The following is a 14,698-nucleotide window of genomic DNA, read 5'->3' as shown; positions in this document are numbered from 1 at the left end:
GGTGAGTCATGATGCGAGAGGCTCCTGGAACGATGCGGCTGCGGGAAAAGCGCGACCGGGCCGGAGCTGCTCAGCGGCTCCGGCCCGGTCGCGAGGCATCAGGCCCGGGTGACCTTGGTGTAGTCGATCTCGCCGTTCCAGGTCAGCGACACGTTGTCCACGGCCTCGCTGTAGCCGCTGGTGCGGTTCGGGTAGTACAGCGGGATCGCGGGCAGATCCTCGAGCAGCATGTCGTCGGCCTCCAGGAAGGCCTTGTTCGCCTCGTCGTCCGAGCTGGCGGCCAGGCCCTCCTTGAGCTTGTCGTCGAACGCCTTGTTCTCGTAGTGGGCGTCGTTCGACGAGCCGTCCGTGGCGTACTGCGCGGAGAGGAAGTTGTACAGCGACGGGTAGTCCGCCATCCAGCCCGAGCGGAAGGCCGAGGTGAGCTTGCCGTCGTTGGCCTCGGTGCGCAGCTCCTTGAAGGTCGGGTACGACTTGCCCGCAGCCTCGATGTCGAGGTTGTTCTTGATCATGTTGCAGACAGCGTCGACCCACTCCTTGTGACCGCCATCTGCGTTGTAGGCGATCTCGAACGTGTTGCCGTTGTAGGGCTCGATGTCCTCGGCCTGGTCCCACAGCTTCTTGGCCTCGTCGGCGTCGAACTCGGCGTTGGCCGTGTTCTTCAGGGCGTCGGCGTCGTAGCCGGCCACGACCGGGGAGGTGAAGTCCACCGCGGGAGTGTTCTCGCCCTTGAAGATCACCTCGATGAGCTCGTCCCGGTCGATCGCCTTGGAGATGGCCTGGCGGCGCAGCTTGCCGGCCTCTCCGGACCAGCCCTCGAGGTAGTACGGGATGCCGAACGTGTAGTTGCCCGCGTACTCGCGATTGGTCAGGCGGCCGGAGAGGTCGTCCTCGGAGACCTCGATGTTCGACGGCGGGATGGTGTCGAGCAGATCGAGGTTGCCGCCCACGAGGTCGGTGTAGCCGGCCTCGGCGGTCTGGTAGATCTTGAAGGTCACGGCGTCGTTGGCCGCCGGCGTGGAGCCGTCGTAGTCCTCGTTCTTGACCAGCCGCATCTCCTGGTCGTGGACCCAGGCGCCCTCGCCGTCCATCTTGTAGGGGCCCCAGCCCACGGGGTTCTCGCCGAAGGCCTCCATGTCGTCGAAGGCCGAAGGCGGCATGGGGGCGTAGGAGGAGTAGCCCAGACGGTTGCCGAACGTGGAGTCGGGGCCCGAGAGGGTGACCTCCAGGGTGGTGTCGTCGACCGCCACCAGGCCCTCCATCTCGTCCTCCTCCGAGCCCTCGGCGGAGACCTTGTCGTAGCCCTTGATGGTCTCGAAGAAGTAGGAGCCCTGCTGGGCGTTCTTGGCGGCAGCGCCGTAGTTCCAGGAGTCCACGAAGCTCTGGGCGGTGATGTCCTCGCCGTTGGTGAACTTCTTGCCGGACTTGATCTTGATGGTCCACACGGTGTTGTCGTCGTTGGCCTCGATGGACTCGGCCAGCTCGTTGACAGCCTCGGAATTGTCGTCGTAGCTGATCAGGCCCACGAAGATCAGGGTGACCACGCGGCCACCGCCCTGCTCGGTGGTGTTGGTGGGGACCAGCGGGTTCTCGGGCTCGGTGCCGAAGGCCGTGATGGGGCCGTCGCTGTCCTCGCCGCCGCCTCCGCCGCAGGCGGTGAGGACGAGGGCAGAGGCCGAGGTGAGGGCGAAGGCGCCCAGCAGTCCGCGGCGGGAGAAGGAAGGGTTCATGGTGACCTCCTGTGGAGAGTGCTGGTGGGGCTCTGCCGTCGCTGATGTGATCCGAGACACCCCTGAATGTAAGACAGGCTACAGCTCGCATCCAGCATTTCTGAAGATTTCAGGGACGCTCCCACGCATACCCCCGCGCCACCACCCGCTCCGTCTGCCAGATCGCCCCGTCGGAGCCCGACTGTCCAGCGCTGGAGCGGTTTCGGCCCCTGGATCGGACGCTTTGATTCCGACCGGCATTCTCGGCAGACATCGGCGTGTCGCCGGACATGGCCGGCTCTTGTGGCGCGTGACATGTCACGTTATTCTCGGGTGCATGAGCGAAGACCCGCGGTTCTCCCTCGACAAGGCCGATCCCGCCTCCTGGAAGGCCCTCAACGGCCTCTCCCGGCAGGTGGCCGATTCCCTGGCGGAGGCCGGCCTGTCCAGGGTCGTCGCCGAGCTGATCAACGTGCGAGTCTCCCAGCTCAACGGCTGCGGGTTCTGCCTGGACATGCACGTGAAGCTGGCGCGTCGGGCCGGTGTCACGGATCGTCAGCTGGCCGTGCTGACCGCTTGGGAGGAGACCGAGCTGTTCGACGACGTCGAATGCGCCGCGCTCACCGTGGCCGAGATCGCCGCCGAGCTGCCCGATCAGGTCACCCGCCGCTCGCGCCTGGAGGCCGCCCGCGAGGTGCTGACCGACGCCCAGTTCTCGGCGGTGCAGTGGGCGGCCATCACCATCGGGACCTTCAACCGCCTCTCCATCCTGTCCGAGTACCCCGTCCAGGAGCGCGCACTGGACCGCAAGAAGAAGGCCGAGGCACGCCATGACTGAGCTGAGCTTCCGCAACGACGACGGCCCCCAGCGCTACGAGGCGCTGTCCGGGGACGCCATCGCCGGCAAGATGTACTGGGTGGACGCCTCGGAGGCCGAGCAGCCCGAGCGCATCTTCTTCCACACCGAGGTCGACGACGCCTTCGAGGGTCAGGGCGTGGCCTCCCAGCTGGTGCGCTTCGCCCTGGACGACGCGATCGAGCGCGGCTTCCGGATCGTGCCGGTGTGCCCGTACGTCAAGGCCTGGCTGAAGAGGCACGACGACTATGCGCAGCACGCGGTCGCGGTCCGCCCGCGCCATCTGGAGGCGGTCCAGGCGCGCCAGCGACGCAGCTCCTGAGCCGACGCACTCGGAAGCTGTCAGGGAACGCAGTGCGCGAGGGCGCCCGCACCGGTCATGGTCCGGGCGCCTTCGTCGTGCAGTCGGGTCTTCCGGCAGCGTCTGCGCCGGGTCGGCTCACCAGGCCGGCAGCTCCGGGGCCTCGTCGACGCCCTCGGGCAGGTAGATGCCCTCGGTGCGCCCGCGCGAGAGCCAGTCGAGGATGCCCTCGCGGTCGCCCTCCACGCGCAGGGAGCCGTCGCCGACGACCCACTCGTCGCCCTCGTCGGTGACGATGGTCAAGCCCGGAGAGTCCTTCACGGACAGGTTCAGCACTCCGGCGGTCACGGCGTTGAGCAGGGAGTCGGGATCGGCCTCCTCGACCTCCCACTGGGTGTCCAGATCGGCGTGGTGGACCACGACCTCCGCGATCAGCACGGCGGGGATGGAGGTGGCCGGGAAGCGCTTGGGGCCGATGCCGACCTCCTCGGCCTTCAGCTCACCGGTCAGGACCTCGGCGTCGGCGATGAAGGCCTCCAGCGCGGCGCGGGACTCGGCCTTGAGCTCCTCGCGCGGCTTGGCGGCCAGCTGCTCGATGGCCTCGGTGCGCTCCTGCCTGGACTCGAAGAGCTTCTGCTCCTCACCGGTCTCCGCCCACTCCAGCAGGCGCTTGAAGCGACGGGCCGCGACCGCCACGTGGGCGATGACCATGGCGCGGTTCCAGCCCTCGCAGTGGGACGGCTTGTCGAACTCGTCGTCATGGAAGGACTCGACGGTGGACAGGTACTGCTCGGACTCCCGCCCCAGGCGGGAGAGGTCCGAGCGGACGCGGGCGGGGTTCAGGACGGGATGGATGGCGCTCATGCGCTCAGGCTATCGGCCTCGTGTAAGGCGCAACACATGGAGGCCGCGGCGGCACCCGAGCTCCCCTGCGCGCCAGGAACCTCCCGTACCCTCAGGAGCATGGTTCCGCATGACACTGCCCAGTTCGGCTCGCGCCGCTCCGACTCCTCCGCGCCCACGCCGGCGATCCTCGACACCCCGGAGGCCGGCTCCCTGCCCGCGCAGGGGACCACCACCCCGGCAGAGCCCGCCGTGGCCGACGAGCCGACCGTGCAGCCGTCGGCCTCCGCCCCCAGCACCACCTACCTGCTGGTCGACGGCGAGAACATCGACGCCACCCTGGGCATGTCCCTGCTCGAGCGCAAGCCCAAGCCGGAGGAGCGGCCGCGCTGGGAGAAGGTCATGAAGGGCGCCCGCAAGCTGTGGCGCCAGGACACCAACGGGCTGTTCTTCCTCAACGGCTCCAACGGTCACCTGCCCTTCAGCTTCGTGGCCGCGCTGCGCGGCTTCGACTACCAGGTCATCCCCCTGGCCGCCCCGCCCAAGGTCAAGGTCGTCGACGTCGGCATCCAGCGCATGCTCAAGGCGATCCTGGATCAGGGCCACGGCGACGTCATCCTGGCCTCCCACGACATCGACTTCCACGACGAGATCGAGGCCCTGCTCGACGACGGCCGCCGCGTGGCCGTGCTGTGCTTCCGCGAGCTGCTCTCGGCCGGGCTGCACGAGATGGAGGACAAGGGCCTGCAGATCGTGGACCTGGAGGACGACTTCGAGGCCTTCAAGGCCCCGCTGCCGCGCCTGCGCATCATCGAGCTCGACGCCTTCGATCCGTCGCGCTACCTCTGATCCGCTGCTGCTGATCCGCACCGCCTGAGGAGAGTAGTTGGCCGCTGCCCTGCTGCTGACGGTGATCGCCGGGCTCGCCACGGGCCTGGGCGGTCTTGCCGTCTTCCTCACGAACCGCTCGAACGGATCGTTCCTGGCGCTGAGCCTGGGCTTCTCCGCGGGCGTGATGCTCTACGTCTCGTTCGTGGAGATCCTGGCCGAGGCGAGCGACCTCCTGAGCGCTGCCTGGGGGCCCGGTCGCGGGACGTGGGGCATGGTCGGGGGCTTCTTCGCAGGCATCGCGGTGATCGCCGTGATCGATCGGCTCGTGCCGCATCAGGCCAATCCGCACGAGTTCGCCTATCAGCCCGGCGATGCCGAAGCCGACGCCGCGTTCGCAGCGCCCGCAGCCGACTCCCGGCTGCTGCGCACCGGCATGCTGACCGCCCTGGCCATCGCGATCCACAACTTCCCGGAGGGCTTCGCGACCTTCGCCGCGGCCCTGGGCGACCCGTCGGTGGCCGTGGCCATCACGGTGGCGATCGCCCTGCACAACATCCCCGAGGGCATCGCCGTGGCCGTGCCCGTCTTCCAGGCCACCGGCTCCCGCGCCCGCGCGATCGGCCTGTCCTTCCTCTCCGGGCTCTCGGAGCCGCTGGGCGCGGTGATCGGCTTCCTGCTGCTGCGCCCGTTCCTGACCGATGCCCTGTTCGGGGCCTCTCTGGCCGCCGTGGCGGGGATCATGGTCTTCATCTCGCTGGACAAGCTGCTGCCCACGGCCGAGAAGTACGGCGGGCACCATCTGTGCGTCTACGGCATCGTGGCCGGGATGGCGGTCATGGCCGTGAGCCTGGCGATGCTGGGCTGATCAGGCGGAGTGCTCAGCGGCCGCGGCCGGTGGGGTCCTCCGGGTCGTAGATCTCGCCCTCGTGCAGGCGGCCGTCGTCGCCGCGGTACTGGTAGGTGTCCGGCCCGCTGCGCCGCGGGGCCTGCGAGCCGCCGCGCACGGGGCGGCCGTAGGGATCGCGGCCCGGAACGGCACCGGGACGCTGCTCGACCACGACGACGTCGCGCCGCCTGGGCTCGAACGCGCCCATGAGCATGCTGACCAGCGAGATCACGAGCGAGCCGAGCACGGCCGCCGGCCAGAAGGACTCGACCGCCCAGTAGCCGCCGAAGACCTCCATGACGGTGGAGACCGCCAGCAGCATGGCGGCGTTGATCACGATCAGGAACAGCCCGAACGTCAGGATGATCAGGCAGCCGCTGAGCAGCTGCAGCACGGGCTTGACCACGGCATTGAACGCACCGAGCACGGCGGCCACGATCACGATCACCAGGATCTGGGTGCCGAGGGTCGCGGTGTTCAGGTGGATGCCGGGCACCAGGGCGGTGGCCAGGGCCACCGCGAGCGAATTGACGAGCCATCTCCAGAGCATGGACCCGTTCTACCCGCTCCAGCTGTCCGGAAGCTGAGGCAGGGACGCGCTGACGTCGGCGTTCGCGCCGCGCGCAACAGCGGACCCGTCGTCCCAGCCTGCCGCCCGGGCAGCGTGACCCAGGCCTCTGATGGAGAGGTCGGATCGGGTAGGTTTGAAGGCGATCACGCACCGCATGACGTCGAACGAAGGAGTCACGACTCATATGCCCAAGATCATCTGGACCAAGACCGATGAGGCCCCGCTGCTGGCCACCTACTCCTTCAAGCCGATCGTGGAGGCGTTCGCCACCACCGCCGGCGTGGAGGTCGAGACCCGTGACATCTCGCTGGCCGGTCGCATCATCGCCCTGTTCCCGGAGCGCCTGACCGAGGACCAGCGCCTGGACGACGCCCTCGCCGAGCTCGGTGAGCTGGCCAAGACGCCCGAGGCGAACATCGTCAAGCTGCCGAACATCTCGGCCTCCGTCCCGCAGCTCAAGGCCGCGGTCAAGGAGCTGCAGGCCGCCGGCTTCGACATCCCGGACTACCCCGAGGACCCGCAGACGGACGAGGAGAAGGACGTCCGCGCCCGCTACGACAAGGTCAAGGGCTCGGCCGTGAACCCGGTCCTGCGCGAGGGCAACTCGGATCGCCGCGCCCCCAAGGCCGTGAAGAACTACGCCAAGAAGAACCCCCACAAGATGGGCGCGTGGTCGAAGGACTCCAAGACGAACGTCGCGACCATGGACGCGAACGACTTCCGCGACAACGAGCAGTCCGTCGTGATCCCCGCCGATGACACCCTGACCATCCGCCTGCGCACGCAGGACGGCGAGCAGGTGCTCAAGGAGTCCGTGCCGGTGCTCGCGGGTGAGGTCGTGGACTCGACCAACATGTCCGCCCGCGCCCTGGACGGCTTCCTGGCCGAGCAGGTCCAGCGCGCCAAGTCCGAGGGCGTGCTGTTCTCCGTGCACCTGAAGGCCACCATGATGAAGGTCTCCGACCCCATCATCTTCGGCCACGTGGTCCGCGCCTTCTTCCCCACCCTGTTCGAGGTCTACGGCGATCAGCTCGCCGCGGCCGGCCTGTCCGCCAACGACGGCCTGGCCTCGATCCTCTCGGGTGCGGAGCAGCTGGATCCCGAGGTCCGCGACGGCATCAAGGCAGAGATCGAGAAGGGCCTGGCAGAGGGCCCGGCACTGGCCTATGTGAACTCGCACAAGGGCATCACGAACCTGCACGTGCCCTCGGACGTCATCGTGGACGCCTCCATGCCGGCCATGATCCGCACCTCGGGTCACATGTGGTCCAAGGACGACACTGAGGAGGACACCCTGGCCGTGCTGCCGGACTCGTCCTACGCCGGCGTCTACCAGGCCGTGATCGACGACTGCCGCACCAACGGCGCCTACGACCCCACCACCATGGGCACCGTCCCGAACGTGGGCCTCATGGCGCAGAAGGCCGAGGAGTACGGCTCGCACGACAAGACCTTCGAGATCCCCGCCCCGGGAACCGTCGAGGTCGTGAACTCGGCGGGCGAGGTCCTGATGTCCCACGAGGTCGAGCAGGGCGACATCTGGCGCGCCTGCCAGGCCAAGGACGCCCCGATCAAGGACTGGGTCCAGCTCGCCGTGCGCCGCTCGCGCGAGTCCGGCATGCCGGCCGTGTTCTGGCTCGACGAGTCCCGCGCCCACGACCGCAACCTCATCGAGAAGGTCGAGAAGTACCTGGCCGAGGAGGACACCGAGGGACTGGATCTGCGCATCCTGAGCCCGGTCGAGGCCACCAAGTTCACGATCGATCGCCTGCGTAAGGGCGAGGACACCATCTCGGTGACCGGCAACGTGCTGCGCGATTACCTCACGGACTTGTTCCCGATCCTGGAGCTGGGCACCTCCGCCAAGATGCTCTCGATCGTCCCGCTGATGAACGGCGGCGGCCTGTTCGAGACCGGTGCCGGCGGCTCCGCACCCAAGCACGTGCAGCAGCTGGTCGAGGAGAACCACCTGCGCTGGGACTCGCTGGGCGAGTTCCTGGCGCTGGCGGCCTCCTTCGAGCACCTGGCCTCGCGCTACGACAACCCCAAGGCGCAGGTCCTGGCCGACGCCCTGGACGAGGCCACCGGCCGCTTCCTGGAGGAGAACAAGTCGCCCTCGCGCAAGGTCGGAGAGATCGACAACCGCGGCTCGCACTACTACCTGGCCCTGTACTGGGCCCAGGCTCTGGCGCAGCAGACGGCCGACTCCGAGCTGGCCGCGGCGTTCTCGGACGTCGCCCAGCGCCTGTCCGACGGCGAGGAGAAGATCGTCGCCGAGCTGCTCGGCGTCCAGGGCTCCCCGGCGGACATCGGCGGCTACTACCGCCCCGAGGACGAGAAGGCCTTCGCGGTCATGCGTCCCTCGGCCACGCTGAACGAGGCGATCGACAGCCTCAAGAAGTGATCTCCCGCCTCTGCTGAGGCACCGGATCAGACTGCGGCCCCGCTCACCGATCGGTGAGCGGGGCCGCAGTGCGTCGCAGGGCCTTTCCGGCGGATCACGCGCCTCCGATGACTCGATGCAGCTCAGCCCGCCGCGCTGATCTGCCAGTTCACGCCCCAGCGGTCCTGCAGCCACACGAAGGCGGGGCTGAAGGGGTACTCCCCCAGCGGCATGAGCTCGGTGCCGCCGTCGAGCAGGGCCTCGTGGGCGGCGCGGACCTGCTCCTGCGTGTCGAGCTCGACGAACATCGACACCGCCGGAGTCAGCGGGAAGCCGTGGTCGAAGGCGCTGTCGAAGGCCCGCACGGTGGTCCCCGCCACGCGGATCAGGCCCTGGGAGATCGTGCCCGCGACCTCGTTCTCGTCGTCCTCGGACCACCGCGACAGCTCGAGCACCTCTGAGTCGGGGAATGCGCTGACCCACGTGCTCAGGGCGGTCTCCGCCTGTCCGTGGTTCTCGCCGAAGAACATGATGAAGGGGCTCAGTCGTGCTGCCATGGGGTCCTCCTGGGAGGTGATGCTCGGGTGCTGGTTCTCGGGATCAGTGTGGCATCGGCGCGGCTGCGCTCCGTCACGGGCTTCGGCGCGGCAGTCCCGTCCACGGCTCGACGGACGTCGATCCGTTCAGCTCGCCACGAGCAGCGCCCCGGGGCGGACCTCGGTCCGGACCTGGACAGCGCGGCCCAGCAGATCGCCGTCGGCCTGCAGCAGAAGCGGGCTCCGCGCTCGCAGCTCGACGGACAGGGCGCAGTCGTAATGCAGGGCGCGCGCCCGCTGGGGTCGTCGGATCAGCCCGAGCCAGCCGATGCTCGCCCAGTCGCGCAGGGACTGAGGCGCCGCTCGCACCAGCTCGAGGTCCCCGGAGTCCGTGCGCACGTGCGGGAAGACGCGGATGGCCAGCGGGATCCGCGGCGCGCTGCCGATCAGCACGGACCAGGCGAGCAGCTCGAGCTCGGGACCGTCGTCCACGCGCATGCCGAGGGTGTGCAGGGGCGAGCGCAGCCTGGCGGCACCGCGCAGCAGGTAGGCCGGCCAGCCGGTGCGGGATTTGAGCGCCTCGTCCGTGGCGGCCACGACCGCTGCGTCCTCGCCCATGCCGGTGACCGCCAGGAAGACGTCGTCATGCCGCTGCTGATCGGCGTCGCGCCAGCTCAGGAGGCCGACGTCGTGTGGAGTCGGGTCAGCTGCGAGCGCATGGCGCAGCGCAGCGTCGAGCGCTTTCACCGTGCGCGGAGCACGGATGCCCAGATTGCGGGCGAAGAGATTGGCGGTGCCCGTCGGGATGATGCCCAGGACGGCCTCTGAGCCGATCAGGCCCGAGGCGGCGCTGCGGACGGTGCCGTCACCGCCGGCGACGATCACCCGAGCCGCTCCGTCGGCCACGGCCCGGGCGGCCTGCTGCGCGCCGGGGCGCTGCGAGGTGGTCGCCTCGAAGCGCACCCGCAGCCCGGCCGCGGCCGCTCGATGCCGCATCAGGGGCTCGATCGCGGCGGCATAGCGCCGCAGCGGATGCACGATGACGACGACGTCCGCACGATCGCTCACGGAGAGCCGCTTCCGACGACGGCCGCGTCCCGCACAGGCGAGGACGCGGCCGTCATGGAGATGCTCCGCGGACCGATCAGCGCGCTCAGCGCAGCGTGGACTTGATGCGCTCGCGCTCCTTCTCGAGCTTGCGCACGCGACGGTTCACGGCGAACAGTCGCACCGAGCCGACCAGGGCCATGACCAGGGCGCCGGCGATCGCGGCGAGCAGCATGGCCACGCCGGTGGGCATGGAGGAGGTCCAGGACATGAAGTGGATCGTGGCGTCCTCCATGTTCTGGAGGATGAAGATCAGCAGGACGATCAGCACCAGGATGCCCACGATCAGCGCGGCCCACACGCCGGCGCCCGGGCCGGAGCTGTGGCCGTCGAGCTCGGGATCGGTCGGCGGGGCCTGGCGCGGAGCCTGCTGGGGCGCAGGCGCCGGCTCCTGCGCGGGACGAGGCTGCTCCGGCTGCTGTCCGGGCACCTCGGAGGCGGACACGCCGGCCGGGCTGGTCTCCGGGTTCCAGGTCGGCTCGGAAGGGGTGTTCTGCGACATGGGGTCTCCTCGCTCTCAGGGGCGGCGGGACCGGAAGGGGACGCACGGCCGCCGCGCATTCCGTGGGCCCAATCTACGGGATCATCACCTCGCTGACGGCCTGACATCCGGTCTCACCAGGACCTTGTGATGTCGGACTCGCTTCCTAGGGTCATGGGAGTTCGCTTCCCCGGCCCGTTCTCGTCCCCGCATCCGCCGGAGCGCCCTGATGGAGGCCCGCCGTGACCGTTCGTTTCCTGCACACCAGCGACTGGCAGCTGGGCATGACCCGGCACTACCTGGCCGGTGAGGCTCAGCCGCGCTTCACCGCCGACCGGGTGGACACCGTGCGCACCCTCCTGGCGCTGGCCCTGGAGCGCGAATGCTCGTTCGTGGTCGTGGCAGGAGACGTGTTCGACCATGCCAATCTCAGCCCTCAGGACATGGGCCGGGCGCTGGAGGCCATGCGCTGCGAGCTGCCGGTGCTGCTGCTTCCGGGCAACCACGACCCTCTGGGCACGGGCTCGCTGTGGGACTCGCCCGCCGTGCGCGACGGCCTCCCGGACAACGTCATGCTGCTGCGGGACTCCGGTCCCGTCCAGGTGCTCGACGGCGTCCAGGTGGTCGGGGCGCCGTGGCGGACCCGCAAGCCGGACGCGGATCCCGTGGCTCCGGCGCTGGAGGGTCTGGAGGCAGATGGGACCGTCCGCGTGCTCGTCGGTCACGGCATGCTGGAGGAGCTGGATCCGGATGCCTCCTCCCCCGTCACCGTCAGGCGGGCACCGCTGGAGGCAGCCTTGGCGGACGGGCGGATCCACTACGTCGCACTGGGCGATCGCCACATCCGCTGGCCGCAGGACGGACGCGGGGCCATCCGGTACTCGGGGGCCCACGAGACCACCAGCTTCCGGGAGACCGATCTGGGCCTGGTGCTGGAGGTCCAGATCGATCCGCAGGCCCCGGCCGGGTCCCAGGTCACGGTGCAGGACCACCAGGTCGGGCGGTGGCGCCACGTGGTGATCGAGCGCGAGCTCGACGGCCCGGAGGACCTCGAGGCGCTGGCCGCCGAGCTGGATGCTCAGACGCCCAAGGAGCGGACCATGGTCAAGACGGCTCTGCGGGGAGCCCTCACGGTCGGGCAGGCGGCGCAGCTGGACGAGCTGCTCGAATCCCTGGGGGCGCGCTTCGCGTCGCTGGAGGCCTGGGACCGGCACACGGACATCGTGATCCTGCCCAGCCAGGAGGAGATGCAGGAGATCTCGCTGGGCGGCTTCGCCCAGCAGACCCTCGAGGAGCTTCGGGAGAGGGCCTGGCAGCCCGAGCGGGAGCGCGCTGAGGACGGGTCGCCCGAGCCGATCGCCGCAGAAGAGCTCTCGGAGCAGGCCGAGCAGGAGGAGATGCTCCGCGAGCCGGCGCCGCCTGCTGAGCACGAGACCGCCCAGGATGCCCTGCGCCTGCTGGTGCGGCTGAGCGGAGGGCAGCGCGCATGAGGATCCACCGCATCGCCGTCGACAGCTTCAAGGGAGTCCGAAACCGCACGATCGAGTTCCCGGACACAGGGATCACCGTGCTGCAGGGGCGCAACGAGTCCGGGAAGTCGTCCCTCATCGAGGCCTTCGACCTCCTGCTGGAGATCCCGGACAGCTCCGGGGCCAAGGCCGTCAAGGCGGCGGATCCCGTGGGCGATGACCTGGGGATCGCCGTGGAGGCGGAGTTCACCCTGGAGGGCCACCGCCTGCTGTACCGCAAGCAGTGGCTCAAGGCCAAGAAGACCACCCTGCGCTTCCTCGAGGGACCGCGCGCCGGGGACACGCTCTCGGGGCGGGAGGCCCACGACACCGTCATGGCCCTGCGCGAGCGCTCCGATCAGACACTGTGGTCGACGCTGCGCATGCTGCAGGGCTCGGCCTCGGGCCGGGAGAGGCTCACCGACTCCTCGGCGCTGAAGTCCGCCCTGGAGCAGGCCAGCGGAGGCAGCGCCCAGAGCGAGTCCGGTTCGAGCCTGCTCGCTCTGGCCCAGGCCGAGCGCGAGCGGTACTGGACGGCCGGCGGCAAGGAGAACGCCGCCACCAAGGCCGTGCGCGACCGGCACCGTGAGGCCGTGGCCGACCATGAGCGAGCCGACGCCGAGCTCGCGAGCCTCGTGGAAGCCGAAGAGCGCCTGGAGCGGGACGAGCGCGCGCTGACCGCCGCCCAGCGCACCCTCGCGTCAGCGGAGGAGGACGCCGAGCAGGCCAGAGTCTCAGCCGCCGCGCTCACTCAGCTGCAGACCCGCAGGGAGCAGGCCGCAGCGGCGGCGGAGGCGGCTTCATCGCGCACCGAGCAGCGCCGATCCGATCTCGAGCAGCGCGAGCGGCTGCGCACCCGGGCACAGGAGGCTCACCAGCGTGCCGCGCAGCTGCGTACGGAGGCGGAAGCGCTGCAGGTCAAGCTCGACTCCGCGCAGGAAGCGGCGCAGCAGCACCGCACCGAGCTCGAGAGCGCTCGCACTGCGGAGGAGCAGGCCCGGGGCCGAGTCCGCGCGCTGCGCACCGCCCAGCGCCTGGTCCAGCACCGGCAGCGCCACAGCGAGCTGGCACAGCAGCTGCACGAGCTCGAGGAGATCGCCCAGCAGCTCGAGGCGCTGGGTCAGGCCCCTGACTCCCCCATCGGCGCCGCCGACGTCGAGCGGATCGATGCCGCCGAGCGGGCCCTGGCGACCGCTCGAGCGCAGGTCGCAGCCGGTTCCGCCGAGCTGACGGTGACCGCCCTGGGAGGCCCCCGCACGGTGCACCTGGGCGACGAGTCGATCGAGCTGCTCGATGAGCAAGCGCAGATCCGCGCCGTGACCGAGCAGATCGACCTCGAGCTGCCGGGGCAGCTGCGGGTGAGCGTGGTCCCCGAGAAGGGGCGCGAGGACCGCAGCCGGGCCGCGAACGACGCTCAGGAGGCCCTGCGGCAAGCGCTGGACCGGTGGGAGGTCGCCTCCCCGCAGGAGGCCCGCGATCTGCTGCGCGAGCAGACGGAGGCGCAGCGCGAGCGCACCGCGCTGGTACAGCGCCGCCGCAGCGTGCTCGCCCAGCACGACGAGGCCGAGCTGCGCCGCGAGCACGAGCGGCTTGCCTCCTTGCTGGCCGATTCGGAGCGGCCCGCGGACTCAGATCCTCCGGCCATGACCGGATCGGCGCAGGAAACCGCAGATGCCCTGCAGGAGGCGGAGGAGGCCGCCGAGGACGCCCGCAGCACGCTGGAGACCGTGCGCGACGACGTCTCCGGCGCAGAAGCGGCCCTGTCAGCCCGGCGGGAGGAGCTGGGTGCCGCGCGGGCCGCGCTGGACGCGCAGGCGGAGTCCGCGCAGCGCGACGAGCAGCAGCTCGCCCACGAGCGCGAGCAGATCGCCGACGATGCCGTGGAGGCCTCGCATCAGGAGGCCATCGACGAGCTCGCGCGGGCCCAGGAGCAGGCAGCCCAGCTCGAGCGGCAGTGGCAGGACCAGGACGGCGAGCACAAGCGCAGCCAGTACGAGGCGCGCATGCGCCGCCCAGAGGCACTGCGCCGGGTGCTGGATCAGGCCCGCGATCAGCGCGCCCAGTCCCGGGGTGCTCTGATGGCATTGGACCGAGACCAGAAGCAGTCCGATTTCGACACCGCGCTCACCCGGCGCCGCGCGGTCGCTCAGGAGCTGAGCAGCCATCTGCGGCGGGCAGCGGCCGCCAAGCTGCTGGCCGACACCCTGGAGCGCTTCCAGGCGGAGGCGCATCGCCGCTACACGGAGCCGTTCCGCCAGCAGCTGGAGCGGCTGGGGGCCCACGTCTTCGGCTTAAGCTTCCGGGTCGAGGTCGACGAGGATCTGGAGGTCACCCGCCGCTTCATGCACGGGACCTGGATCGACGAGTCGTCGCTGTCCACGGGCGCCCGCGAGCAGCTCGCCGTGCTGGTGCGCCTGGCCGTGGCCACCCTGGTGGATCCGGTGGAGGGAGTGCCGGTGATCTTCGACGACGCCCTTGGCCACTCCGACCCCGAGCGTCTGGCCAGCCTGGCCGCGGCTCTCGAATCGGCCGGACGCCGGGCTCAGGTCATCCTGCTCACCGCCACGCCGGAGCGGTTCGCAGCGGTCGCAGGCACGGCCGAGGTCCGGATCGGCGACTGAGCGCAGCGCGCTCTCCGATGATCCCGGACGGCAGGACCTCCGGGGCTCGGCCGCAGACGCGGGCC

At 70.0% G+C, this 14,698-nt stretch carries 13 protein-coding genes; 7 read left to right on the top strand and 6 right to left on the bottom strand.

The genetic code is table 11. The features are described from left to right. Positions 1-98: 98 nt before the first annotated feature. Entirely contained in the window at positions 99-1,730 is a 1,632-nt protein-coding gene (locus QSJ40_RS04815; RefSeq protein WP_285729273.1) for a peptide ABC transporter substrate-binding protein, read from the bottom strand. Positions 1,731-2,046: 316 nt separating this feature from the next. Between QSJ40_RS04815 and QSJ40_RS04810 the strand changes: the two genes are divergently transcribed. Both QSJ40_RS04810 and QSJ40_RS04805 read left to right on the top strand, forming a co-directional pair. After that, entirely contained in the window at positions 2,047-2,547 is a 501-nt protein-coding gene (locus tag QSJ40_RS04810) for a carboxymuconolactone decarboxylase family protein (protein ID WP_285729271.1), read from the top strand. Next, on the top strand, positions 2,540-2,887 hold the full coding sequence (locus tag QSJ40_RS04805; RefSeq protein WP_024290935.1) for a GNAT family N-acetyltransferase: 348 nt from the start codon (positions 2,540-2,542) through the stop codon (positions 2,885-2,887). Before QSJ40_RS04810 ends, QSJ40_RS04805 begins: the two co-directional genes overlap by 8 nt. A 117-nt stretch (positions 2,888-3,004) precedes the next feature. Here QSJ40_RS04805 and QSJ40_RS04800 read toward each other — a convergent pair whose 3' ends face one another. Then, positions 3,005-3,730 (bottom strand): maleylpyruvate isomerase family mycothiol-dependent enzyme, encoded by a 726-nt coding sequence (locus tag QSJ40_RS04800; RefSeq protein WP_285729267.1) that lies wholly within the window; start codon positions 3,728-3,730, stop codon positions 3,005-3,007. A 99-nt stretch (positions 3,731-3,829) separates the two neighbouring features. Here QSJ40_RS04800 and QSJ40_RS04795 point away from each other — a divergent pair, with 99 nt between their 5' ends. Continuing rightward, the gene (locus QSJ40_RS04795) at positions 3,830-4,558 is read left to right on the top strand and encodes a PIN domain-containing protein (protein WP_352156079.1); all 729 of its coding nucleotides are present in this window, start codon (positions 3,830-3,832) and stop codon (positions 4,556-4,558) included. 37 nt (positions 4,559-4,595) lie between these two features. Further along, positions 4,596-5,405 (top strand): zinc transporter ZupT, encoded by an 810-nt coding sequence (zupT, locus tag QSJ40_RS04790; RefSeq protein ID WP_285729265.1) that lies wholly within the window; start codon positions 4,596-4,598, stop codon positions 5,403-5,405. Positions 5,406-5,418: 13 nt separating this feature from the next. Here zupT and QSJ40_RS04785 read toward each other — a convergent pair whose 3' ends face one another. Then, a complete protein-coding gene (locus tag QSJ40_RS04785; protein ID WP_204782896.1) occupies positions 5,419-5,976 on the bottom strand; it encodes a phage holin family protein in 558 nt (185 codons plus the stop codon). Between the two features lie 205 nt (positions 5,977-6,181). On the opposite strand from QSJ40_RS04785, the gene QSJ40_RS04780 reads away from it, so the two are divergent. Next, the gene (locus QSJ40_RS04780; protein WP_285729262.1) at positions 6,182-8,401 is read left to right on the top strand and encodes an NADP-dependent isocitrate dehydrogenase; all 2,220 of its coding nucleotides are present in this window, start codon (positions 6,182-6,184) and stop codon (positions 8,399-8,401) included. Between the two features lie 122 nt (positions 8,402-8,523). Here QSJ40_RS04780 and QSJ40_RS04775 read toward each other — a convergent pair whose 3' ends face one another. The 3 genes from QSJ40_RS04775 to QSJ40_RS04765 all read right to left on the bottom strand — a co-directional run bounded on the left by QSJ40_RS04775 (position 8,524) and on the right by QSJ40_RS04765 (position 10,525). Then, entirely contained in the window at positions 8,524-8,937 is a 414-nt protein-coding gene (locus tag QSJ40_RS04775) for a VOC family protein (RefSeq protein ID WP_251714828.1), read from the bottom strand. A 126-nt stretch (positions 8,938-9,063) separates the two neighbouring features. After that, positions 9,064-9,984 carry a diacylglycerol/lipid kinase family protein gene (locus tag QSJ40_RS04770; RefSeq protein WP_285729259.1) on the bottom strand — a complete coding sequence of 307 codons (921 nt, stop codon included), beginning with the start codon at positions 9,982-9,984 and terminating at the stop codon, positions 9,064-9,066. Positions 9,985-10,069: 85 nt separating this feature from the next. Continuing rightward, a complete protein-coding gene (locus QSJ40_RS04765; protein WP_006214946.1) occupies positions 10,070-10,525 on the bottom strand; it encodes a lipopolysaccharide assembly protein LapA domain-containing protein in 456 nt (151 codons plus the stop codon). A gap of 221 nt (positions 10,526-10,746) precedes the next feature. On the opposite strand from QSJ40_RS04765, the gene QSJ40_RS04760 reads away from it, so the two are divergent. Next, a complete protein-coding gene (locus tag QSJ40_RS04760; protein WP_285729254.1) occupies positions 10,747-11,994 on the top strand; it encodes a metallophosphoesterase family protein in 1,248 nt (415 codons plus the stop codon). Further along, the gene (locus tag QSJ40_RS04755; protein ID WP_285729253.1) at positions 11,991-14,633 is read left to right on the top strand and encodes an AAA family ATPase; all 2,643 of its coding nucleotides are present in this window, start codon (positions 11,991-11,993) and stop codon (positions 14,631-14,633) included. The genes QSJ40_RS04760 and QSJ40_RS04755 overlap by 4 nt, the downstream gene beginning before the upstream one ends. Positions 14,634-14,698: the final 65 nt, after the last annotated feature.

The organism is Kocuria sp. NBRC 114282 (assembly GCF_030268385.1).
GTDB lineage: Bacteria > Actinomycetota > Actinomycetes > Actinomycetales > Micrococcaceae > Kocuria > Kocuria palustris.
This window is presented reverse-complemented; position numbering and strand designations above follow the sequence as displayed.